Annotated in this window: 20 protein-coding genes; 15 read left to right on the top strand and 5 right to left on the bottom strand. The window is 63.3% G+C overall.

The genetic code is table 11. The features are described from left to right. The first annotated feature begins 9 nt into the window (after positions 1 to 9). The 6 genes from gsiB (at position 10) to AAHK20_RS14125 (ending at position 6,091) form a co-directional block, all read left to right on the top strand. Positions 10 to 1,572, top strand: a complete 1,563-nt coding sequence (gene gsiB, locus AAHK20_RS14100; RefSeq protein WP_449182076.1) for a glutathione ABC transporter substrate-binding protein GsiB — start codon at positions 10 to 12, stop codon at positions 1,570 to 1,572. A 73-nt stretch (positions 1,573 to 1,645) separates the two neighbouring features. Then, positions 1,646 to 2,566, top strand: a complete 921-nt coding sequence (gene gsiC, locus AAHK20_RS14105) for a glutathione ABC transporter permease GsiC (RefSeq protein ID WP_449182077.1) — start codon at positions 1,646 to 1,648, stop codon at positions 2,564 to 2,566. 8 nt (positions 2,567 to 2,574) lie between these two features. Then, complete coding sequence (gene gsiD / locus AAHK20_RS14110; protein ID WP_449182078.1) at positions 2,575 to 3,501, top strand: glutathione ABC transporter permease GsiD; 927 nt, start codon at positions 2,575 to 2,577, stop codon at positions 3,499 to 3,501. Continuing rightward, a complete protein-coding gene (locus tag AAHK20_RS14115; protein WP_449182079.1) occupies positions 3,498 to 4,529 on the top strand; it encodes a DmpA family aminopeptidase in 1,032 nt (343 codons plus the stop codon). Before gsiD ends, AAHK20_RS14115 begins: the two co-directional genes overlap by 4 nt. Further along, positions 4,526 to 5,362 (top strand): M55 family metallopeptidase, encoded by an 837-nt coding sequence (locus AAHK20_RS14120; protein WP_449182080.1) that lies wholly within the window; start codon positions 4,526 to 4,528, stop codon positions 5,360 to 5,362. Before AAHK20_RS14115 ends, AAHK20_RS14120 begins: the two co-directional genes overlap by 4 nt. A 63-nt stretch (positions 5,363 to 5,425) precedes the next feature. Next, positions 5,426 to 6,091, top strand: a complete 666-nt coding sequence (locus tag AAHK20_RS14125) for a cupin domain-containing protein (protein ID WP_449182081.1) — start codon at positions 5,426 to 5,428, stop codon at positions 6,089 to 6,091. 16 nt (positions 6,092 to 6,107) lie between these two features. On the opposite strand, the gene AAHK20_RS14130 is transcribed toward AAHK20_RS14125, so the two are convergent. Both AAHK20_RS14130 and AAHK20_RS14135 read right to left on the bottom strand, forming a co-directional pair. Beyond that, on the bottom strand, positions 6,108 to 7,013 hold the full coding sequence (locus tag AAHK20_RS14130; protein ID WP_449182082.1) for a nucleotidyl transferase AbiEii/AbiGii toxin family protein: 906 nt from the start codon (positions 7,011 to 7,013) through the stop codon (positions 6,108 to 6,110). Beyond that, positions 6,982 to 7,905, bottom strand: a complete 924-nt coding sequence (locus AAHK20_RS14135; protein ID WP_449182084.1) for a type IV toxin-antitoxin system AbiEi family antitoxin — start codon at positions 7,903 to 7,905, stop codon at positions 6,982 to 6,984. Before AAHK20_RS14135 ends, AAHK20_RS14130 begins: the two co-directional genes overlap by 32 nt. 394 nt (positions 7,906 to 8,299) lie before the next feature. On the opposite strand from AAHK20_RS14135, the gene AAHK20_RS14140 reads away from it, so the two are divergent. The 7 genes from AAHK20_RS14140 (at position 8,300) to AAHK20_RS14170 (ending at position 17,589) form a co-directional block, all read left to right on the top strand. After that, positions 8,300 to 8,602, top strand: coding sequence for an EF-hand domain-containing protein (locus AAHK20_RS14140; RefSeq protein ID WP_137337589.1), 303 nt, complete (start codon positions 8,300 to 8,302; stop codon positions 8,600 to 8,602). Positions 8,603 to 8,731: 129 nt separating this feature from the next. Further along, on the top strand, positions 8,732 to 10,288 hold the full coding sequence (locus AAHK20_RS14145) for an efflux transporter outer membrane subunit (RefSeq protein WP_449182085.1): 1,557 nt from the start codon (positions 8,732 to 8,734) through the stop codon (positions 10,286 to 10,288). Beyond that, positions 10,272 to 11,402 carry an efflux RND transporter periplasmic adaptor subunit gene (locus AAHK20_RS14150; RefSeq protein ID WP_449182086.1) on the top strand — a complete coding sequence of 377 codons (1,131 nt, stop codon included), beginning with the start codon at positions 10,272 to 10,274 and terminating at the stop codon, positions 11,400 to 11,402. The genes AAHK20_RS14145 and AAHK20_RS14150 overlap by 17 nt, the downstream gene beginning before the upstream one ends. Next, complete coding sequence (locus AAHK20_RS14155; RefSeq protein ID WP_449182088.1) at positions 11,399 to 14,527, top strand: efflux RND transporter permease subunit; 3,129 nt, start codon at positions 11,399 to 11,401, stop codon at positions 14,525 to 14,527. Before AAHK20_RS14150 ends, AAHK20_RS14155 begins: the two co-directional genes overlap by 4 nt. An 18-nt stretch (positions 14,528 to 14,545) precedes the next feature. Next, positions 14,546 to 15,259: a response regulator gene (locus AAHK20_RS14160; RefSeq protein WP_449182089.1), complete on the top strand. Its 714-nt coding sequence runs from the start codon at positions 14,546 to 14,548 to the stop codon at positions 15,257 to 15,259. Further along, the gene (locus AAHK20_RS14165) at positions 15,256 to 16,602 is read left to right on the top strand and encodes an ATP-binding protein (RefSeq protein WP_449182090.1); all 1,347 of its coding nucleotides are present in this window, start codon (positions 15,256 to 15,258) and stop codon (positions 16,600 to 16,602) included. Before AAHK20_RS14160 ends, AAHK20_RS14165 begins: the two co-directional genes overlap by 4 nt. A gap of 222 nt (positions 16,603 to 16,824) precedes the next feature. Continuing rightward, positions 16,825 to 17,589 carry a DUF4410 domain-containing protein gene (locus AAHK20_RS14170; protein WP_449182231.1) on the top strand — a complete coding sequence of 255 codons (765 nt, stop codon included), beginning with the start codon at positions 16,825 to 16,827 and terminating at the stop codon, positions 17,587 to 17,589. Here the strand turns inward: AAHK20_RS14170 and AAHK20_RS14175 are convergent. Continuing rightward, the gene (locus AAHK20_RS14175) at positions 17,582 to 18,034 is read right to left on the bottom strand and encodes a TerB family tellurite resistance protein (protein WP_449182091.1); all 453 of its coding nucleotides are present in this window, start codon (positions 18,032 to 18,034) and stop codon (positions 17,582 to 17,584) included. The genes AAHK20_RS14170 and AAHK20_RS14175 overlap by 8 nt on opposite strands. 176 nt (positions 18,035 to 18,210) lie before the next feature. Here AAHK20_RS14175 and AAHK20_RS14180 point away from each other — a divergent pair, with 176 nt between their 5' ends. Beyond that, complete coding sequence (locus AAHK20_RS14180; protein WP_449182092.1) at positions 18,211 to 19,029, top strand: hypothetical protein; 819 nt, start codon at positions 18,211 to 18,213, stop codon at positions 19,027 to 19,029. A 60-nt stretch (positions 19,030 to 19,089) separates the two neighbouring features. Here AAHK20_RS14180 and AAHK20_RS14185 read toward each other — a convergent pair whose 3' ends face one another. Next, complete coding sequence (locus tag AAHK20_RS14185; protein WP_449182093.1) at positions 19,090 to 19,458, bottom strand: tetratricopeptide repeat protein; 369 nt, start codon at positions 19,456 to 19,458, stop codon at positions 19,090 to 19,092. A 510-nt stretch (positions 19,459 to 19,968) separates the two neighbouring features. On the opposite strand from AAHK20_RS14185, the gene AAHK20_RS14190 reads away from it, so the two are divergent. Next, positions 19,969 to 20,292: a hypothetical protein gene (locus AAHK20_RS14190; protein WP_449182094.1), complete on the top strand. Its 324-nt coding sequence runs from the start codon at positions 19,969 to 19,971 to the stop codon at positions 20,290 to 20,292. Positions 20,293 to 20,783: 491 nt separating this feature from the next. Here the strand turns inward: AAHK20_RS14190 and AAHK20_RS14195 are convergent, their stop codons facing one another. Further along, positions 20,784 to 21,572 (bottom strand): AraC family transcriptional regulator, encoded by a 789-nt coding sequence (locus AAHK20_RS14195; RefSeq protein ID WP_449182095.1) that lies wholly within the window; start codon positions 21,570 to 21,572, stop codon positions 20,784 to 20,786. Positions 21,573 to 21,662 lie beyond the last annotated feature (90 nt).

Here is a 21,662-nt window from a genome sequence, read left to right on the forward strand (position 1 = left end):
GCCCAAGGCATGACGTCGTCTCTCTTCTCTTCCCAGTTTCGCTTGCGAGCCCTGATCGCCGGCGGCGTGTGCGCGTTCGCGCTGGCAGCGGGCGGCACGGCGCATGCCGAACAGCAGGCCGTGATGGCGGTTGCGTCGACGTTCACGACGCTCGATCCGTACGATGCGAACGATACGCTCTCGATGGCGGTCTCGAAGTCGTTCTATCAGGGCCTGTTCGGCTTCGACAAGGACATGAAGCTCGTCAACGTGCTCGCGACGAGCTACGAGGCGAGCCCCGACGCGCGCGTCTACACGTTCAAGCTGCGCCAAGGCGTCAAGTTCCAGGACGGCACGGATTTCAATGCGGCAGCCGTGAAGGCGAACTTCGACCGCGTCACTGATCCGGCGAACAAGTTGAAGCGCTACAACATGTTCAACCGCATTGACAAGACCGAAGTGGTCGATCCGTACACCGTGCGCGTGACCCTGAAAACGCCGTTCTCGGCGTTCATCAACGTGCTCGCGCATCCGTCGGCGGTGATGATCTCGCCGACCGCGTTGACGAAGTGGGGCAAGGACATCGCGTTCCATCCGGTCGGCACGGGTCCGTTCGAGCTCGTCGAATGGAAGCAGACCGACGACCTGAAAGTGAAGAAGTTCGATGGCTATTGGAAGAAGGGCTACCCGAAGATCGATGCGATCGACTGGAAGCCGGTGGTCGACAACAACACGCGCGCCGCGCTGATGCAGACGGGCGAGGCCGATTTCGCGTTCCAGATTCCGTACGAGCAGGCGGGCGTGCTGAAGGCGAGTCCGAAGGTCGATCTGATTTCGGTGCCCTCGATCATCAATCGCTACGTGAGCCTGAACACGCAGCAAAAGCCGTTCGACAACCCGAAAGTGCGTGAGGCGCTGAACTACGCGATCAACAAGGACGCGCTCGCGAAGGTCGCGTTCTCGGGCTTCGCGACGCCCGAGGACGGTGTCGTGCCGCAGGGCGTCGATTACGCGGTGAAACTCGGACCGTGGCCGTACGATCCCGCGAAGGCGCGCGCGCTGTTGAAGGAAGCGGGCTATCCGAACGGCTTCGAGACGACGCTCTGGTCGGCGTACAACAACACGACATCGCAGAAGGCAATCCAATTCGTCCAGCAGCAGCTCGCGCAAGTGGGCGTGAAGGCGCAGGTGCAGGCGCTCGAAGCGGGGCAGCGCGTCGCCAAGGTCGAGAGCGCGCCGGACCCGGCGACCGCGCCGGTGCGGATGTACTACGCCGGCTGGTCGTCGTCGACCGGTGAAGCCGATTGGGCGATCACGCCGCTGCTCGCGTCCCCGTCGTTCCCGCCGAAGCTCGTGAACACCGCTTACTACAAGAACGCGGATGTGGATCAGGCGTTGTCGAAGGCGCTCGAAACAACCGATCGCACGCAAAAGGCCGCGCTGTACGGCGACGCGCAAAAGCGCATCTGGGCGGACGCCCCGTGGCTCTTCCTCGTGCAGGAGAAGATCGTCTATGCGCGCAGCAAGCGCCTGTCCGGCGCGTATGTGATGCCGGACGGCTCGTTCAACTTCGACGAAATCGCCATCAAGTAAGAGTGGCTTGGCGGTTTGGTTGCGCGCACAACGAGCGTGCAAGCAAACCGCGTTTCGACACGGACCCGCTCGTATGCTGAATTTTCTCGTCAAGCGTCTCTTCGGCCTGCTGCCGACGCTCTTGATCGTCGCCGTGCTGGTGTTTCTGTTCGTGCACATGCTGCCCGGCGACCCGGCCCGTCTTGCCGCTGGCCCCGAGGCCGACGACGCCACGGTCGCGCTCGTGCGCGCCGACCTCGGGCTCGACAAGCCGCTGCCCACGCAGTTCGCGAACTTCTTCGTCCGCATCGCGCACGGCGACTTCGGCGTTTCGACGCGCAGCAAGCGCCCGGTCGCGACGGAGATCGGCGAGCGCTTCATGCCGACGATGATGCTCACGCTCGTGAGCATGGTGTGGGCGACGGTGTTCGGGATGGCGATCGGCATCGTGTCGGCGGTGTGGCGCAACCGCTGGCCGGACCGGATCGGCATGACGCTCGCCGTCTCCGGCATTTCGTTTCCGGCCTTCGCGCTCGGCATGCTGCTGATGGAGATCTTTTCGGTGAAGCTCGGCTGGCTGCCGATCGTCGGCGACGGCACGTGGAAGAGCTACGTGCTGCCGTCGATCACGCTCGGCGCCGCGGTGGCGGCGGTGATGGCGCGCTTTACGCGCGCCTCGTTCGTCGAGGTGATGAACGAAGACTTCGTGCGGACCGCGCGCGCGAAGGGCGTGCGCGAACCGATCGTCGTCGTGAAGCACTGCCTGCGCAACGCGCTGATTCCTGTCGTCACGATGATGGGCCTGCAGTTCGGCTTTCTGCTCGGCGGCTCGATCGTCGTCGAGGCGGTGTTCAATTGGCCGGGGCTCGGGCGGCTGCTCGTCGATGCCGTTTCGATGCGCGACTATCCCGTGATTCAGGCCGAAGTGCTGCTGTTCTCGCTCGAATTCATCGTCATCAATCTGGTCGTCGACGTGCTCTATGCCGTCATCAATCCGACCATCCGCTTCAAGTGAGGTCTTGCATGAATGCGACTGCCAATGAGGACGGCGCAGTGAAGTCCTCGATGCCCACGTCGGCCGCCGTGCCTGAACCGCGCGCGATTCGCACGCCGTGGAGCGAGTTCTGGCGCAAGTTCAAGAAGCAGCCCGTGGCGCTCGCGGCCGGCGTGTTCGTGCTGCTGCTCGTGGTTTGCGCGATCGTGGCGCCGCATCTGGTGCCGTACGATCCCGAGAATTATTTCGACTACGACGCGCTGAACGCAGGCCCTTCCGCCGCGCACTGGTTCGGCGTCGATTCGCTGGGTCGCGATATCTTCAGCCGCATTCTCGCGGGCACGCGCATTTCGCTCGCGGCGGGGTTCTTCTCGGTGGCGATCGGCGCGGTGATCGGCACCTTCTTCGGTCTGCTCGCCGGCTACTACGAAGGCTGGTGGGACCGCATCACGATGCGCGTCGCCGATGTGTTGTTCGCGTTCCCCGGCATTCTGCTCGCGATCGGCGTGGTCGCGATTCTCGGCAACGGCATGGTCAATGTGATTTGCGCGGTGGCTGTGTTCAGCGTCCCGGCCTTCGCGCGGCTCGTGCGCGGCAATACGCTGATGCTCAAGCACCTCACGTATGTGGAGGCGGCGCGCAGCATCGGCGCGTCCGACTGGACGATCATCGTGCGGCACATCCTGCCGGGGACGATCTCGTCGGTGGTCGTGTACTTCACGATGCGCATCGGCACCTCGATCATCACAGCGGCGAGCTTGTCGTTCCTTGGCCTCGGCGCGCAGCCGCCGACCCCCGAGTGGGGCGCGATGCTCAACGAAGCGCGCGCCGACATGGTGACCGCGCCGCATATCGCGCTCTTTCCGAGCCTCGCGATTTTTCTGACCGTGCTGGCGTTTAATCTGCTCGGCGACGGGCTGCGCGATGCGCTCGATCCGAAGCTGGACCGGGCATGAGCGGCACGATCACCGATGTGCAAGGCGTCAGCGTCGGGCATTGCACGCTCGACGAGGGAGCGATTCAAACAGGCGTGACCGTCGTACGCCCGCATGGCGGCAATCTCTATCGCGACAAAGTCCCGGCGGCGGCAACGGTCATCAATGGCTTCGGCAAGAGCATCGGCCTGGTGCAAGTCGATGAACTGGGCGTGCTAGAGACGCCGATCGCGTTGACGAATACGTTCGGCGTCGGCGCGATCGCGCAGGCGCAGATTCGTGCGGCGATCGCGGAGAATCCGCTGATCGGCCGCGAATGGCCGACGGTCAATCCGCTCGTGTTCGAATGCAACGATGGGTATTTGAACGATATTCAAGCGCTGGCCGTTAAGGAGGCGCACTACCAAGCCGCGTTGGCGGCGGCGAGCGAGACGTTCGCGCGCGGCGCCGTTGGCGCGGGACGCGGGATGTCGTGCTTCGATCTGAAAGGCGGGATTGGATCGGCTTCGTGCGTGGCGTCAGTCGCGGGTGCTTCGTACACCGTCGGCGCACTCGTGCTCGCCAACTTCGGACGTCTGCCGATGCTGACGATCGGCGGCGTGCCGGTTGGGCGCGCGCTCGCCGAGCGGGCAGCCTTGGAGCAGGGCGCAAGCGCGCACGTAGCCAAACCCGAGCAAGGCTCGATCATCATGCTGATCGCAACCGATGCGCCACTCGACGCGCGCCAGTTGAAGCGTCTCTCGATGCGCGCAGCGGCAGGGCTCGCCCGCACCGGCTCGACCTATGGCCACGGCAGCGGCGATATCTCGCTGGCGTTCTCGACGGCTTACACGGTGCCGCACGAAGCGGACTTCGTTGCGGTGCCGCCGTGCGTGGCCGATGCGCGGCTCGATCCGCTCTTTCACGCGGCGGCCGACAACGTCGAACAAGCGATCATTGACGCGCTCTTTCAGGCGACGACAGTCACGGGCCGCAACGGTCATCGGCGCATGTCGCTCGCCGACGCGGCGCCCGATCTCACGCAAATCCTCGCTCAACCCACACGATGAAAGTCCTGATTTCAACCGATATCGAAGGCGTCGCCGGCGTCTTTCACGCCGAACAGACACGCGCCGGCAACGGAGAATACGAACGCGCGCGGCGCTGGATGACCGAAGAGGCGAACGCGGCGATCGAAGGCGCGTTCGCGGGCGGGGCGACCGAAGTGTGGGTCAACGATTCGCACGGCGGTTTTCGCAATCTGCTGCCCGATCTGCTGGATGAGCGCGCGCAAGTGGTGCTTGGCAAGCCGCGCACGCTTGGGATGATGGCGGGGGTCGAGTACGGCGCGGAGTTGGTGTTCATGATCGGCTATCACGCGAAGGCGCAAAGCCGCGGGATTCTCGCGCATACGATCAACAGCTTTGCGTTTGCGCGCGTGTCGATGAACGGCGTGGAAGTGGGCGAGGCGGGGTTATATGGAGCGGTGGCTGCGGAATATGGCGCACGTGTAGCGCTTTTGACCGGCGACGATGTGTTCGTCGAGGAGACGCGCGAGACATTTCCGGAGGCGGATTTCGTCGCGGTGAAGACGGCGTCGGGGTATGCGAGCGGCGTCACGCAGACGCCGGCGGCAGCGTGTGCCGCGATTCGTGCGGCGGCGCAAGAGGCGATGGCGCGGCGAGTGGGTGGTGGTGCCAGCCGATCTGTTCGATCAGGCATGACGCAACGGCCCACTCAATGCGAACTCCGCGTCCAATCAACCGCGCTCGCTGACTTGTTCTGCCAATGGCCCACGCTCACGCGTATCGACGGCGTGACGCTGCGCTTCGAAACGCCTTCAGTCGAACACGCGGTAAGGACGCTGAACTGCCTATCGGCGATGTCGTTTATGTTGCGGTGACTTTTCCGCCCAAATCATTGCGGTTATATTTGCCGGTCCTGGCATCCGCAACGAGACGAGGGTATGAAAAAGCAACCCGCAAAGAAAGACAAATCCACCAAGACAGAAAAAAGCACAAAGAAAGAAAAATCCGCAAAGAAAAGCCGATCCGCGACGAATGGCTCGTCCAAAATTCAGACTGCGCTGCCCTATGTCGTGAACGTCGACAACGTCAGGGAAATCGAGCGCTTGAACGGCGAGCACTGGGGCAGCGCCTGGAAGCCGCTGACGCCGACGCTCGACTCGATCCCTGGCCGCCTCGGCGCCAACCTGACACGTTTGCCGCCGGGCCGCACCGCCTGTCCGTTTCATGCGCATGCGCGCGAGGATGAGGTGTTTTTCGTGCTGTCAGGACGCGGGGTGCTGCGTTACGGCAATGCGCTCCAGGAAATTCGCGCGGGGGACTGCATCTCGTGCCCGGCCGGTATGGGCGTCGCTCACCAACTCGCTAATCCGTTCGACGAGGATTTGTTCTTTTTCGCCGTGGGCTTGAACGATCCTCACGAGGTCTGTACGTATCCCGATACCGGCAAGGTCATGATCCGCAGCTTGAACAAGGTTGGCCGGCTGGCAGAGACGCCGTACATGGACGGCGAGCCGGATACGCCGCGCGTGCTGGATATGGCGCGACCGATCGCGGATGTGTCCGTGGGGAAATCGAAAAGCAAAAGTAAGAAGCGCAAGCGCTGAGTCGCGGCGATGTCGTTTATGTTGCGGTGACGAGCGGGGACGACATAAAGCCATCGCGAAACGCGGCGAGAATCATATCGGAGCCATCCGCGAAATCGTCGAGTCTTTGCACGGCGGCGCGTTTCAGCATGTCGCTCCTGAGCGTGTCGTAGGTGCTCTCGTCGGCAAGAATCGCAATGACGGCGTCGAGGGTGGCGGGAAGTGCAATCTGCCTCGCCTGACGTCCGAGCAAGGCCGTCGAGGCGAGATCGACGTCAAAGTCATGTGCTTCGAGCAGATCGACTCCCATCTCCCAGATGCGCGCTTCGTTTCCGGCCTTGAAGTAATTGCGAAGAATTAAGAGCAGGTCGGACGCGTCGGTGTTCTTGCTCGTGCGGCGGTCGCGCCATGCAAGGAGTTTCAGCAGCGCGAGCGCCGGCAGCGAGGTGACCGGCACGGAGAAATTCTCCCCAATGTCGATATCGATAGACGTATCGACGGCCTCCCGGAATCCGAGCACGTTCATCACAAAGTCGCCTTTCGGCGGCCATGCGATGGAACCGTCGGGCGCTTCGAGCGGGCCAAACGGAACCAGATCGAGGGGCACGGACTTGCCGATGTTCGCGCCGTTGAAGATCAGCGACTGCTGCGACTTTCCTACCGTCGTGAAGCGCCCCGTTGCCTCTAGCGCGTCGACGAGATCTCCATGAGCTTCCCAACTGACCGCACACACCGCGACGTCGACGTCTCGCGTGGCACGCTCTGCGCGAATGCCGTGGACGTGCCACAAGACGATATCGCGCGCGGTCGCGCCTGCTACGACAAACTCGCTATTCAAGCTGCGCACGGCATGGCTGACGTGTCTCAACAGTGCGATCGTGTCTGAATCGACAAGGCGATCGTTGCCGACTTTAAGGCTGGAGCGGGGCGAGATGCTTGTCATAGATTTGCTGTGCTGCGGAGAGATTGCGGCTGTCGCCCGAAGCGAGCAGGTCGGCGTAGGTGAGGAGCGGGTGAACCAGCGGCGGATCTTGACTCGGCCACGCCGTCGCGGACTCGGCCGGCCAGAAGGCATCGAGGATCTCGACATCGCCATTTGCATCCGGCCTTAAACGTCCCTTAAGCATGAAATCACTCGTTATCCCAGCCTGAGCGTAGAGCGTGACGTTTGCCGCCTTCAGATCGTGCGTCAGGAGGTCGGCGGCGGCTTCCCCGCCGAGCCGCGCGTCGAATTCGGCGAAGTCGAACGAGCGCCACCAATCGGGCGAGGCGCTGGAATAGCGCCGTGCGCCGAGTTTGACGCGTAGCCGGGACGGATAGAGATTGACCCACTCCTGCACGAGTTTCGACCAGTCGGGCAGTATCCGCTCGCCATTGCGTTTGGTCGCGACCAGTCCGCGTGCGATCAGGTCGTCGACGACTTGATTGACGGTATTCAATGCCACGCCGGAAACGTCGGCGATGGTGCGATAAGCCTGCGCCACCAGTGCGGGCTGGCTCGCGAGGGCGAATGTCACCTGCATGCCCTTGCGGGTCGTGGCTCGCGCGCTTGGCTTGGTCAGATTGACCGATGGCTCCGGGCGGCCGGTGATCATGATCGTGAACCCGGGCTCATTGATGAAGACGTTGCCGGCTGCATCAAGGAACGGCTCGTTTTGCTCGATGAGCATGTCGGCGAGTTTCGACCCGATGTAAGGAGCGACGAATAGGTGCGGCCGACGGGGTCCATCGACTTCGCCGCCGCCGCGGCTAAGACGCGCGCGAATCGACTCGGCCGCCGTGTTGATTTGCGCACGAAGTAAGGCAGAAACCGTGTCGTACACCAGCGCCTGCATCTCGAGGGTCTTGCCGTCTGCTTCGATGCGGATTGCACGGCCCGGTTGCCCGGCGCGCGCGCGAGCGGGCTTCGCCTTGTAGTGGCGAGTGGCACGCTGGAATGCGTCGCATGCTTCGTCGAGAAGCTGCGTTTCCGAGAACGAGAGCGGCATGGAGAGGCCTGTGTACGATTTTATATGAGTGTACGAAAAAAACGTACGGCAGTCAAAAAACGTACAAAATAAACTTAAGCATTTGATTTATATGGATTAATTTTGCGGCGACATCCCGCGACATAATTCCCAAATTGCCTTCCAAGCCTCCGTGGCCAAGAATTCGCCCTGTCGTCGAACGCATCGCAGCACACCGCCAGCGACGCTCGACACCCAACCCACGGAGAACCCCATGAACGCCATCCACAAGATGATCGCCATCCAAGCGCTGTGCCTTGCTTCGACCTGCGCTTTCGCTCAAACCGCGCCGCAACCCGGCATGGGCAACATGAGCCCGCAGAAGATGGAGCGCATGGCTCAGCAGCTGCAGACCCGCTTCGCGAACGCGAACACGACCCACGACGGCAAGCTCACGCGCGAACAGGCGGCGTCCGGCATGCCGATGGTCGCCAAGCACTTCGACGAGATCGATACGCAGAAGCTCGGCTACGTGACGCTGCCGCAGATCGCCGCATTCGTCCAACAACGCGGGGTAGCGAACTGAATCGCGCAAACATCGGAGGGATCGTAGGCGTGTCGCGCGCCGTGCCTCGCCGCGTGCGGGACATTGCGTGTGGAGCGGCTGTCGGCCGCCTGGATCCGTGTATCGACTTGGCCTTAGCGAATCAACGCAATGAAACCTGTCACGTCACGTCGGTTGTGGCTCGCTTGTGCGCTGTGCACGGCGCTCGCCGGCTGCGTGACGGTCGGCCCCGACTTCAAGCAGCCTGACGTCACACTCGAGGATCAATGGTTCGAGAGCTTGCCGCCATCGGCGCAAGCCACGCCCGCCGCCGAAGCAGCCTGGTGGAAAGCGTTCAACGATCCGGTTCTAACCGCGCTCGAACAGCGCGCGTATGAGCGCAACATCTCGATTCAATCCGCAGGGCTTAACGTTCTCAAGGCGCGCGCGCAACTGTCGATCAGCGACGAAAACCTGCTGCCGCAGCAGGGCGGCGTGTCGGTGGGCGCGAACCACATCAACAGCAGCGGCGTCGGCCCGATTCCGCCAGCGCACTTGTGGGCTCAACATGCCAAGTCCAACGTAAGTTGGGAAATCGACTTCTGGGGCAAGTATCGCCGGCAGATCGAGTCGGACACGGCCGCGCTGCGCAGTTCCGAAGCCGCGTATGACAACGCGCTCGTCTCTCTGTTCGGCAACGTGGCCAATGCCTATATCGACCTGCGAGCGCTCGAGCGGCGCATCGTCGTCGCGCAACAGAACCTGGATTCGCAGCAAAAAAGCCTCGATTTGACCAAGGCGCGCTTCAAGTACGGCTCGGCGAGCCAGCTCGATGTCGAGCAGGCCGCGACGCTCGTCGCCGAAACGCAAGCGCAGATTCCGCCACTGATCAAAGGCCGTGCGCAGGATCGCGACACGCTCGCCTTGCTGCTCGCCGATACGCCCGAAGCGATCGAAGCAATGCTCAAAGATTCGAGCGGCATTCCCGTCGCGCCGACTCAGATCGATGCCGGCATTCCCGCCGATCTGCTGCGCCGCCGTCCCGATGTCCGTGAGGCCGCGCTCAATGCGGCGTCGCAATCGGCGCTGATCGGCGTCAACAAGGCGAAGCTGTATCCGTCGCTGTCGTTGACCGGACTCTTGGCGGCGTCCGGGGGCGAGCAGCACGGGCTCGGCTTGACGTCGTGGGGGACCAAGACGATCGGGCTCTTCTCGGCGAGCGTTTCGATGCCGATTTTCAATCGCGGACAACTGAAGAACGCCGTGCGCATTCAAGACGCTTCGTTCCAGGGTGCGGTACTCAATTACCAGAACACCGTGCTGCAGGCGCAAAAGGACGTGGAGGACGCGATCGTCAACCTGCGCACGACGCTCGATGCACTCGACGCCACCGCGCGCGCGGCCGATGCGTCCCAGCGCGCGCTGCGTCTGGCGAACGCGCAGTACCGCGCGGGCAAGGTGACCTACGACACCGTGCTCGATTCGGCCCGCTCGCTGCTGAAAGACGACGATTCGCTCGCGCAGTACCAAGGGCAGGCCTCGCTCGCGGTCGTGCAGCTCTATATCGCGCTCGGCGGCGGATGGGAAGTCGCCAAGGACCAGCCGGTCGTGAGCGAGCGCATAGCAAAGGAAATGGCGCAACGCACCGATTGGGGACGGCTCATCGCGCCGCCCGAAGGCTCGTCGCTTGCGCGTACCAGTGGAGACCCGCGTGAAACCGGAAAATAAATTCGTCGGGGCGCGCTCGCGGACGGCGTTGACGGCCATCGCGTTCGCGTTGCCGTTGCTGGCCGCGCTGAGCGCGTGCAGCGGCCGCGACTCGGCAAGCACCGCGGCGGCAGCCGAGAAGCCGACTGCAGCGGCCCTGGCTCGTGTCACCGTCATCCACCCCATCGCACGCGAAGTGCATCCGCAGATCGATCTGGCGGGCACCGTCGCGCCATCCGCGACCGTCACGCTCGTGGCGCGCGTGCAGGGCGCGCTCAAGGAAATCGGCTTTACCGATGGCTCCAACGTGAAGCAAGGTCAGTTGCTCTTCCGCATCGAGCCCGACTCGTATCGTGCGCAATTGGCTTACGACCAGTCCGTGCTCGACAACGCGGAGCAAAACCTCACGCGCGAAAAGCAGCTGTCAACCGACCAGGCGACCTCCGTATCGTCGCTGCAAAACGCAGAGGCGACACGCGACCAAGCCCGCGCCAAACGCGATATGTCGCGCATCAATCTCGGCTATACCGAGATTCGCGCGCCGTTTGCAGGCCGCATCGGCGCGCGCGCGTTCGATGTCGGCAACGTGGTCGGCGCGTCGGCGGACACGACCAAGCTCGCGACGCTCGATCGCATTCAACCCGTCTACGTGAACTTCACGCTGAACGAACGCGACGCGAACCGGATCGGTCTTTTTACGAAGCCGCCGCGCACGGTGCGCGTCAACGTATTGGGCGCACCGGCGGCGAAAGGCGACGACGCGGCGCTCGAATTCGTCGATACGCGCATCGATTCAGGAAGCGGCACGATCTCGTTGCGCGCGGACGTCGCCAATCTCGATTCGCATTTGATCCCCGGCATGTCCGTCGAAATCCACATTCCCGCAGGCCCGCCGCAAAACGTGCTGCTCGTGCCCGATGCCGCGTTGCTGCGCGATCAAACCGGCGCTTCGGTATACGTCGTGAATGCCGCGGACGAACTCGAAAAGCGCGCGATCGTGACGGCTGGACTCTACGACAAGCTCCGCGCCGTCACCTCCGGCCTCGAGCCCGGCGATCGCGTGGTGACGAGCGGCGCGCTCGCCGTCGCACCCGGCGCCAAGGTGCAAGCGGTGGACGCGCAGGGGCAGTCATGATTCGCTTCTTTGTCGAACGCCCGGTGCTGGCTAACGTCATCGCCGTGATCGTGATGCTGCTCGGCGCGGTCGCGATGATCAACCTGCCGATTTCGCAGTACCCGCCGATCACGCCGCCTACCGTGCAAGTGGTCGCGCGCTATCCGGGCGCGAGCGCGGCGACGCTGATCGACCGCGTCGCGCTGCCGATCGAAACGCAGGTGAACGGTGTCGAGAACGCGCTCTACATGCTGTCGACGAGCACCAACGACGGCACCTATACGCTCACGATCACGTTCGCCGTCGGCACCGATGTCGACAAAGCGCAGGTGCTCGTGCAGAACCGCGTGTCGGCCGCCACCGCGCAACTGCCGCAAGCGGTGCAGCAGCAGGGCGTAACCGTGAAGAAGAAGTCGACTGCGATCCTCCAGCTCTACACGCTGCAATCGAACGACCCGAAATACGATTCGCTGTTTCTCGGCAATTACGCGGTCATCAGTCTCAAGGACGCGCTCGCGCGCATTCCCGGCGTTGGCGACGTGACGGTGTTCGGCACGGGGCAATACAGCATGCGCGTGTGGCTCGATCCGCAGCGCCTCGCTGAGCGCAACCTGACCGCCGCCGACGTGATGAATGCGATCCAGAGTCAGAATCAGGACGTGAGCGCGGGTCAGCTCGGCTCGGAGCCGGGCGCGGGCGGCCAGGCGTTTCAACTGACGCTGACGATGAAAGGCGGCCTCTCCGATCCTCACGAGTTCGACGACATCATCATCAAGGCGGACCCGTCCGGCGGCGGGCGTTTCATCCGCATCCGCGATGTCGGTCATACCGAACTCGGCTCGTCGAGCTACAGCCAGTTCTTCAACATCGACGGCAAGTCGGCGGCCGGCATCGCGATCTATCAATTGCCGGAGGCGAATGCGCTGGAAGTCGGCAACGCGGTGAAGGACACGATGGCGCGCCTTGGTGCGCAGATGCCAAAGGGGATCACGTATTCGTTGCCGTTCGATACGACGACTTTCGTCCGGCAATCGGTGAACGACGTCTACAAGACACTCTTCGAAGCCGCCGCGCTCGTGCTTGTCGTGATCCTGCTGTTTCTGCAGAACTGGCGCGCGATGCTGGTGCCCGCGACGACGATTCCCGTGACGATCCTCGGCACGTTCGGCGCGATCTACGTGATGGGCTTTTCGATCAACCTGCTCACGCTGTTTGCGATCGTGCTGGCGATCGGGATCGTGGTCGACGACGCGATCGTCGTGGTCGAAGGCATTACGCAGCACATCGAGCGAGGCAAATCGCCGAAGCAAGCGGCGATCGACGCGATGCACGAACTGCTCGGGCCGATTATCGGCATCACGCTGGTGCTCGTGGCGGTGTTCCTGCCGTCGGCGTTTCTTGGCGGCGTGACGGGGCAGATGTACCGGCAATTCGCGCTCGTCGTCGTGACGACCACGATCATCAGCGCGATCAACGCCGTCACCTTGAAGCCCGTGCAGAGCGCGAAGTGGCTGAGGCATAAGCCGCCCGGCAGGCCCAATGTGGTGTATCGCGTGTTCGAAGCGGGCTATGGGCGGATGGAACGGTTCTACGTGCGCGTGGTGTCGTGGCTCGTGCATCGCAGCATGCTCGCGCTCGTCGTGGCGCTCGCGCTCGCGGCCGGCTCCGGGTATTTGCTCACGCGCGTGCCGACCAGCTTTATTCCGCTCGAAGACCAGGGCTACATGCTGATCGCCGCGCAACTGCCCGATGCGGCGTCGCTCTCGCGCACCCGCGAGGTGAGCCATGAGATCGAGCAGCGTATCGGGCCGATTCCCGGGGTCGATCATGTGGTGTCGATCGGCGGCATCTCGGCTCTCGACAATAACGCCTCGCTGCCGAACTCGGTGCTCGTGTACGTGACGCTCAAAGATTGGAGCGTGCGCGGCAAGGGCGAGGACTTGCGTTCGCTGTACGAGCGCATGAACGGCGAACTCGCGAAGTTGAGCGACGTGAATTCGATCGTCATCGTGCCGCCACCCATTCAAGGTCTGGGCAACAGCGGCGGCGTGCAGATGCAGGTGTTCCTCACCGATGGCTCACAGGACTATCAACGCCTGCAGGACGCGACCAATGCGCTGATCGCGAACGTCGAAAAGCGCCCCGAGCTGCAGCGCGTGTTCACGCCGTACCGCGCCTCGGTGCCCACTGTCGAGCTGACGCTCGACCGGGCAAAGGCCGAGTCGCTGCAAGTGCAAGTCGGCGACGTGTTCGGGATGCTGCAGGACTATGTCGGGTCGAGCTACGTGAACCAGTTCACGGCGTTCAATCATACGTTCCCGGTCTTCGTGCAGGCCGATGGGCAATACCGCCGCGAGACCGACGACATCCGCCGTCTCAAGATCCGCAACAACAGCGGCAGCATGGTCGAACTCGGCACCTTCATCGACGCGCATCCGAGCATCGGCCCCGCAGTCGCGACGCTGTACAACCTCACGCCGTCGGCGACGGTCAACGGCAATCCGGCGGCCGGCTACAGCACCGGCCAGGCGATCACGGCGTTCGAACAGGAAGCGAAGCGCGTGCTGCCGCCGGGCGTCGGCTACGACTGGACCGCGATGTCGTACCAGGAGAAGCTCGTCGGCAACTCGGCGTACTGGGTGTTCGCGATCGGCGTGCTGCTCGTGTTCTGCGTGCTCGCCGCGCAATACGAAAGCTGGCTGCTGCCGATCGCCGTCGTGCTGGCCGTGCCGCTCGCGCTGCTGGGCACCGCGACGACGCTCGCCGCGCTTGGCGTCGCCAACAACTTGTACACGCAGATCGGCCTCGTGCTGCTGATCGCGCTCTCGGCGAAGAACGCGATCCTGATCGTCGAGTTCGCGCGGCAGCGGCGCAAAGACGGGGTGAGCATCGTCGATGCCGCGATCGAAGCCGCGCGCCTGCGCCTGCGGCCGATCATGATGACCTCGTTTGCGTTCATACTCGGCGTCGTGCCGCTGGTGGTCGCAACGGGCGCCAGTGCGAGTGCGCGCCGCTCGCTCGGGATCGCCGTGTTCTCCGGTATGCTGGCTTCCACCTGCATCGCCGTGCTGTTCATTCCGTCGTTCTATGTGTTGCTGCAGCGGCTCGCCGAGCGCTGGGACAAACGTCACCCGGCGCACGATTGAGCCATGGAGGGACTTGTCATGGACCGCCCCGCAAAGATCATCGTGCTCGACGACGAAGCCGAGCTGCGCAACATGCTGCAGCGCTTTCTGACGCAGCACGGCTTCGAAGTGCGCGTCGTGGAGGACAGCCGGCGACTCGATCGCTATTTGCAGCGCGAGCCGTACGACCTGCTCGTGCTCGATCTGATGATCGGCGAAGAAAACGGCCTCGAAATCTGCGGCCGCTTGCGCGCCGAAGGGCAGACGCTGCCGATCCTGATGCTGACGGCCAAGGGCGATCCGCTCGACAAAGTGGTCGGCCTCGAGACCGGCGCCGACGATTACCTCGCGAAACCGTTTCTGCCGCGCGAACTGGTCGCGCGGATCAAGGCGCTGCTGCGCCGCCAGAAGATCGCGTCGGGCGACCCCACGGTGACGACGCAAACGGTGCGCTTCGGCGATTTCAGTCTCGATGTCGGCAAGCAGGAACTGTCGCGCGCGGGCGAGCCGGTCGAGATGCACTCCGCGCAGATGCAATTGCTCGTCGCGCTGGCGTCGTCGCCGAACCGGCCCGTGAGCCGCGACAACCTGATGGCGCGCGCTCGCGGTCGCGAGCACGAAGCGCTCGACCGCAGCATCGACGTGCAGGTGCTGCGCCTGCGGCAGATGGTGGAAGCCGATCCGTCGAAGCCGCGTTTCATCAAGACCGTCTGGGGCGTGGGCTACATGCTGATCGCGGACGTCGAATCATGAGACGCCGCTTGCTGCCGAAATCGGTGCTCGCGCGCAATATCGCGTTGCTGATCGTGCTCGTGATGCTGAGTCAGGTGTGTTCGCTGGTGGTGCTCGTGCATTACGTGCAAAAGCCGCGCGTGGAGCGTGCGGCGACGGTGTTCGCGACCTACGTCGCGCTGCTCGACTCGCTGCTCGATGTCGTTCCGGACCACGAACGCGATGCGGTGATTGCGCGCTTCGATGGTCGCAAGAACCCGCCGGAAGAGGCCGCATCCGCGCCGACGCCGAATCCCTTGATGCTCTATCACTCGTATCAGCGCGATGTGTTCCTCGACAGCCTGCGCCAGCATCTGCCGGGCGACATGCCCGTGCGCTGGCAAAGCGAAGGCGGCACGCGCTTGTGGATACGCATGCATGCGATGAACTCGTCGTATTGGATTGCGCTGCCGCTGCCCGAGGATGCGCAAGGCGAAGGCCTCGAAGTGGCGATCCTGCTTTCGCTCGGTCTTGCCGCTGTGGCCGCGTTCACGGGCTATTTGCTCCAGCGCCACCTCAACCGGCCGCTGCAAGACCTCGCGAGCGCCGCGCGCCACGTGAGCGCGGGCGACACGCCTGCACCGTTGCCGACCGACGGCCCCACGGAAATCGCCGAAGTCAGCACCGCGTTCAATCAAATGACGGCCGCGCTGCGGGAAGCCGAAGCGACACGCGCCGTGATGCTCGCGGGCATTTCGCACGACATCCGCACGCCGCTCACGAAATTGCGGCTCGCCATGGCGATGGCGCCCACGGATCACGGCGACGACAGCTTCACCATCGCGGCCGAATCCTATCTCGACCAGATCGACACGATCGTGCAGCAGTTCATGGACTTTGCGGGCAGCAGCGAGCGCGAAGCGCCGCAGCTTGGCGACGTGAACGCGCTGGTGAATCGGCTCGCGGGAGACTTTGCCGGGTTGGGCCACGAGTTCGAATTGAAGCTGGGCGACGTACCCCAGTTTCCGTTTCGTCCGATCAGCATCATGCGCTTGCTGATGAATCTGATGCAGAACGCGGTCGTGTACGGGCGCGTCGGCCTTTCAGTGCGGACGTGGTTCGATGCGGGGACGGCTTATGTCGCGGTGGGCGATCGCGGCGAAGGGCTGACGGTGCAGGAACTCGAGGCGCTGAAGGCGCCATTTCAGCGCGGACGCAATGCGCGTACGCACAGCGGCGGGACGGGTCTCGGGCTTGCGATCGTCGAGCGGATCGCGAAGCTGCACGGCGGCGCATTGCAGTTTCATGCGCGCGAAGGCGGAGGGCTGGAAGTCTGGGCCGTGCTGCCTGTAGACCCTGCTGCAAGCGCTGCCAAGCATCGTTGAGCCGGTGACATTGCACGACACAATTCACGAATGGTCATGCGCGGGGCGCGCGAGCATACTTCGTTCCGCGTGCAGGAGCCTTGTTAAAACCACATCAGAGCAGGCGCATCACGCATCGGTGAGATCTGCGATGACTGAAGCAATGGAGCGGTATTTCCAGTCCTCGGCTGATACGTATGAGCTAACGGCGGCACGCCACTGTTGATGACAAGGCTGAACATTGTGCTTACTTCATTCGAATTCGTAGGAAAAAAGGCGGCGCGCTGCGCCACGTTTGCGCTGACGTTCGGTGCGTTGCTGCTGGGCGGTTGCGCCTCCGGCATCACCAACAAGGCGCAATACAGCGCGCAGCCGCAACTGCATCCCGATAGCGTCTACGTCTACACCTTCAGGGTGATGCCCGATCAGGTGAAGATCGATACGAACGGCGTTGCGCAGAAACTCAAGGCGCAAATGAGCGGCGAGTCGCCGGAAGCGGTACAGGCCGAGGCGGCCATGGAAGTGCGCGAAGCCGTGACGAGCGAAGTCGTGGAGAAGCTGCAAGCGATGGGGCTGCGTGTGATTCGCTCCGACTCGCCGCCGCCCGCCGATCAAAACGTCCTGATCGTGCAGGGCAGCGTCGTGAAGGCCGATGAAGGGAATCGGCGGCGCCGCGTCGTGATCGGGCTGGGCGCCGGCAAGAGCGAAGTCACTGCATCGGTGCAGGTGCTCTACAAGCAGGTGGGCGGCGCCCCGATGTTCGTACAGAGCTTCGATGCCAGCGCGGATAGCGGCAAGATGCCGGGCATCGCGGAAACGGCTGGCGTCGGCGCGGCGGCGGGCCATGTGGGGACTTCGGCCGCGGTGGGCGCCGGCTTGCACGGCGTTGGCGAAGTGAAGCACGCCACGCTGGTGGCCGTTTCCAAGAAGCTCGCGGACAACGTCGCCAAGCAAGTCGGCGAGATCGGCGTGAGCCAGGGCTGGATGTCGGCGGATCGGGTCAAGTGATGGGGCGAAGGACGAACGCGAGACGCGGCCCGTCGCAATGTCTGACCCAAGCACATTCGTCTGGCACTTGCCACGCTTCGCTCAATCCACGCAACACGGCTGCTTTACCATGCGAAGTGTGCCGGCCGATGCGCAGGCACGCTTCACAAAATTCGACGATCTTCAATCGAAGCGACGCATCCTGTATCTCTGCCGCGAGTTCGTGAAGCAGGCGCGGTTCCATGCGGCACGCGATCTTCCAGTTCGAATAGGCGGTCGACGCGAGATCGTCGCGCGTCGACTGCATCACCACGAGCAGTTCGCTCGGGCGCAGCGCAAGCAACGCGCACATTCCATCTTTTTCCAGCGTATTGAGTTCTCTGCGGCCGACGTAACCGTCCGCGAGAAGGCAAATCTCGATGATGCGAGCCGCTGCATACGAACTGTCGTTTCGATACTGCCGCATGTTCCCTCCTTTCATGGCACGAACCTGGATGTACCGACCGCGCGGGACTTCGCTCGAATCGGGGAATCCATCGTAGGGATCGAGAATTAGGCGGGAATGAGGTTTAGCGTCTATACCTGAGGAGTGCGTCCACGAAAGAGAAACGAATAAGCACAGGGGGGCAAAGAGGAATCGAGATGTCTCATGAACTCTACGTCCAGGCGCTGAGCGCGATGTTCCTGTTCTGGAACGGCGCGCGTGTTCTTACCTACTTGCCCACCATCGGCAAGCTGCTGGCAAGGGAAACCGATGTGCGCAGCTACAGCCTCCTGAGCTGGGGGAGCTGGGTGCTCAGCAACGGGACGTTCGCGCTCATGCTGCTCGAAATGAGCCGAGGGGTGCCGAATCAGATGTTCTGGATGAATGCCGCGAACACGCTGATGTGCCTCGTGGTGTCCTTCATCATCGTTCGCCGGCGTTACCTGCAATTGCGCGCGTGCGTGAACGGGCAGGGCGAAGCGCAGGTGCAGCGCAGGCGTCTGGCGGTTTGGGGAGCGACGACGGGCATCTTGTCCCTTGGGCTGGCAAGCGCCGTCGCGTATGGGGTATGGGCCGGGCAGGATCAGCGCGGTCTTGTTGTTGAGAGGGTGGACGCGCGCCCAACGCGCGAAGCTGCGGGCCCGGTCGCTGCAACGCCATTGGCTTCGGCGCCTCAGCGTTCGTCGGTCTCATCGACGGCCACGACGGCAGCCGCCGGTGCGCAGCCCGCGTCAAATGCGTCCGTTGTTCAGTCCGACCGCGGCGCGGCGGCACCCGCAAATTCCGCGGCCCCGAAGCTGGCCGCTGTGCAGCCCGTGCATGCAAGCAAAGGCATCGAGCCGAATCGCCGTCGTGTTGCTGCACGCGGCGTCAGAGCGGACGACAACGTGTTCACGCGCGTGAGTTTGCTTTTTCGTCACGTGATCTATCGAGGGCACGGCACGAGAGGCCGCCGCCCTGATTACGATCATCCGTGAGCGGCACCTCCGTAGGCGGCATCCCCGTAAGCGGCATCACACGCTCAACGCATCAAATGATCAATGGTAGCCGGGAGGCATCACAGGGCCGTCCGGCATGTCGGGACCCGGGCCCGCCGGCAACTGCATCGCGCCGGAATCGACGATCGAACGCTGGACCATCGCCTTCGCTTCCGCACTGCTGCTGTCGACCGCGAGCGCTTTGCCCGCGTTGTGCCACGCACAGCGCCATTGATGCTGCGCGGCGCAGCTGCGCGCGGCGATCAGCGCGTCGTCGCGGGCCTGTTCCCGCGACATCAGGTCCTGACGCAGCATGAACGCTTCGCTGTTGTTGGGGTCCGCCGCAAGGGCGCGATCCAGTGACCCCTGAGCGCTTTTCAGATCGTTCTTCTGCATGCTCTGCCATGCGGCAGCGAGTTCATGCGGCACCGCCGCTCTGCGTTGCGAATCACGCAATTCGCGCGACGATGGAGCGGGCGGGGACGGGATTCTTGGGCGTGTGTTCGCGTACATCGGTGGCGAAGGCGCTGGCGCGGAATTGGCCTTCCACATCGAAGAAGGCGGTTGCGGCGCTGGAGCGACGTATGCCTGAGCAGTCGGCGGATGGGGTACCGAAGTCGGTTGCGTCCGCGCGATTGCCGCTTGTGCAGGCGCGGGTGATGGCTCGGTGGGTGCGGGCGCCACCGCAGTCGGTGCCGGAGCGGGCGCTGTTACGGTGGGCGCAGCCGGGACCGGTGCCGTTGCGACTTGTGCCGGCGCGGACGGTGCGGCCGGTGCTGGAGCCGGAGCGGCCGCGACGGGCGCAGGGGCGCTCGGCTTCGGCGCAACCGGAGCCGGTTGTGAGGCACGTGGAGTCACCGCCGGTTGCTGCGAGGGTGCCGGCGAGGTCATGGCCAACGCTTGAGGCGCGGGCAAATTTTTCGCGGCAGGCGGCGTTGCTTGAGCGTGATCCTCGGCTCCGGGTGCCACGGCGCCCACTGTCGTGTGCATCAACACATCGCGCGCGTGTTGTTCGGTTTTATCGCTGTGCTGGCTGAGCAATATCGAGCCGCCGAACAGCACGACGAAAGCCAGCAGCGTGATTCCCGTGCCAGTTTTCAGGCCCCATTGACGCGTGTTGCCATACGCCGCCGTGCTCGAACCGCCACCACCACCGCCACCGCCGTGCGCAGCCGCGCCTGCCGGCATGAAAAGCGGGACGGGACGTGGCGGACGAATCGAATCGCCGAGCGGCGCATCGGCACGCTCGGTTTTTGCCCATGACTTCGCATTGGCGAATGCCAGCATCGCATTGGCGCCGCAATGCGGACAGAACGTGACGGGTCTCGACACGCGGCCGCCGCAGTTGCGGCACGTCGCGGAAAAAGTTGAATTGGTGGCGGTTGGACTACTCATCGCTGATTCTGTCCCTTGAAAAGCTGCGGGCGTTCTTGCTGGCCTAGGCGATGTGTAGATTGCGCAATCGCCGTGCCTCTCAGGTCCTATACCGAAGTAAGCGATTGGTACGCTTTATTGAGCCGTGCGTGACGACAATAGAGCCGAACCAATGACCAATATGTGTCGGTTTACTCGGAGCGTCAAGAAACGTAGCACCTTGAAACGTAGCACTATCGCGCCAGCAAAATCCGCCATAAATGTAAGATTTCGTTAGTTACTTCGGACGCCGGAATAATGTTTCTTGAGAGATGACTTTGTCTTTCGGCTCGAAGTGATTGATGTGCTGCTGGTTTTTTTATCGTCCGAAAAGTGCTCGATCAATGCGATTCTGGCCGGTCTTTGAAGTAGCGGCTCGGCGGTGCGCCGAGCACACGCTGAAATAGCGCCGTGAATGCACTTGGGCTGCTGTAGCCAAGATCCAACGCAACATTGGTGATGCTCTCGCCGTCGCCAAGCCGCGTGATGGCGGCGAGCAGGCACGCTTGCTGACGCCATTCGGCAAAGCCAATGCCGGTTTGCGCCCTGAAAAAGCGGGTAAACGTGCGCCGGCTCATGTTGAGCGCGTGGGCCATGTCGTCGATGTCGACTTGCAAGGAGGGCTGATCGAGCAGTGCGCGGCACAGTTTTGCGAGCGCGGGATCGGCGGGCAGCGGAGCAGTGAGGGACAGCTTCGGCATCACCGCGATTTCTTCGACGAGCAGCCCCATGATCTTGCCTTCCCGTCCATCGATGTCGTAGTGCGCGGGAAGATCGACGGCCTCGGCAATGAGGTTGTGCAAAAGAGGCGATACGCCCATCACGCAGCACTCATCGGGAAGAGCTTTCTCATCGGCGGCCTCTGAGGCGACGAACGTGTTCAGCATGGTCACCGGACCGCGGATACGCATTTCGTGCACGACGCCTGCCGGTATCCAGCACGCGCGCGTCGGCGGAACGACCCAATTGCCCTGCGACGTGTACATGCTGATCGTGCCGGAGGCCGCATAGGCAAATTGTCCCCGGCGGTGCGTGTGGGCGGTAAAAATGGACGATGCGGGGTAGTCGTTTGCGGTAACGACTACGCTTCGCGGAACGTCTTCGTAGGGATTGAGCAGGGTGTCGCGCATGGCCCGAAGTCTACAGAAATTGACCCAGAGCAGAAAGCGGGCCTACGTGGGCCTCTTTACGATGAGCGCAGCCATGGCGTGACGTTGCGG

Source organism: Trinickia camelliae, assembly GCF_053525655.1.